Source organism: Vibrio sp. M250220, assembly GCF_036533795.1.
Lineage (GTDB): Bacteria > Pseudomonadota > Gammaproteobacteria > Enterobacterales > Vibrionaceae > Vibrio.
This window is the reverse complement of the sequence record NZ_JATABI010000222.1, coordinates 1-398: the sequence shown is the minus strand read 5'-3', so window position 1 is coordinate 398 and position 398 is coordinate 1. Positions and strand designations below refer to the sequence as shown.

1 pseudogene is annotated in these 398 nt (G+C 46.7%); it reads left to right on the top strand.

Annotated elements, in window-relative coordinates:
- Positions 1-147, top strand: a pseudogene (locus QTN94_RS20530) (type VI secretion system tube protein Hcp); the annotation flags it as partial.
- Positions 148-398 lie beyond the last annotated feature (251 nt).

Genomic DNA, 398 nt, shown 5'->3' with positions numbered 1-398 from the left:
TGTGAGATGCCACACTGTCAAGATCCGTCGATGTCCGACTTCACGCAAAATCTAACGGTCTCAATGTCGTACCGTAAGATCACTTGGGATCACGTCAACGCAGGTACGTCTGGTTCAGACGATTGGCGTAAACCTATCGAAGCTTAATCGCTTTTATTTTCAGAGGTTTCCTACAGGAAGCCTCCTGAAAGCCTTAAATACAAATTACCGTTGTCGCGGTAATTTGTGGTGAAGGTTTTTGTGCTTGGTGTCAACGATAGGGGAGACGTATGGCGACATTGGCGTATACCATCAATATAGAAGGACTCGGCGATGATGCCTTGGTTGTGACTCAGTTCGATGGGCAAGAGTCCTTGTCTGCCAGCGTGTTTCATCATCGACCTTGTTACGGTTTTTGT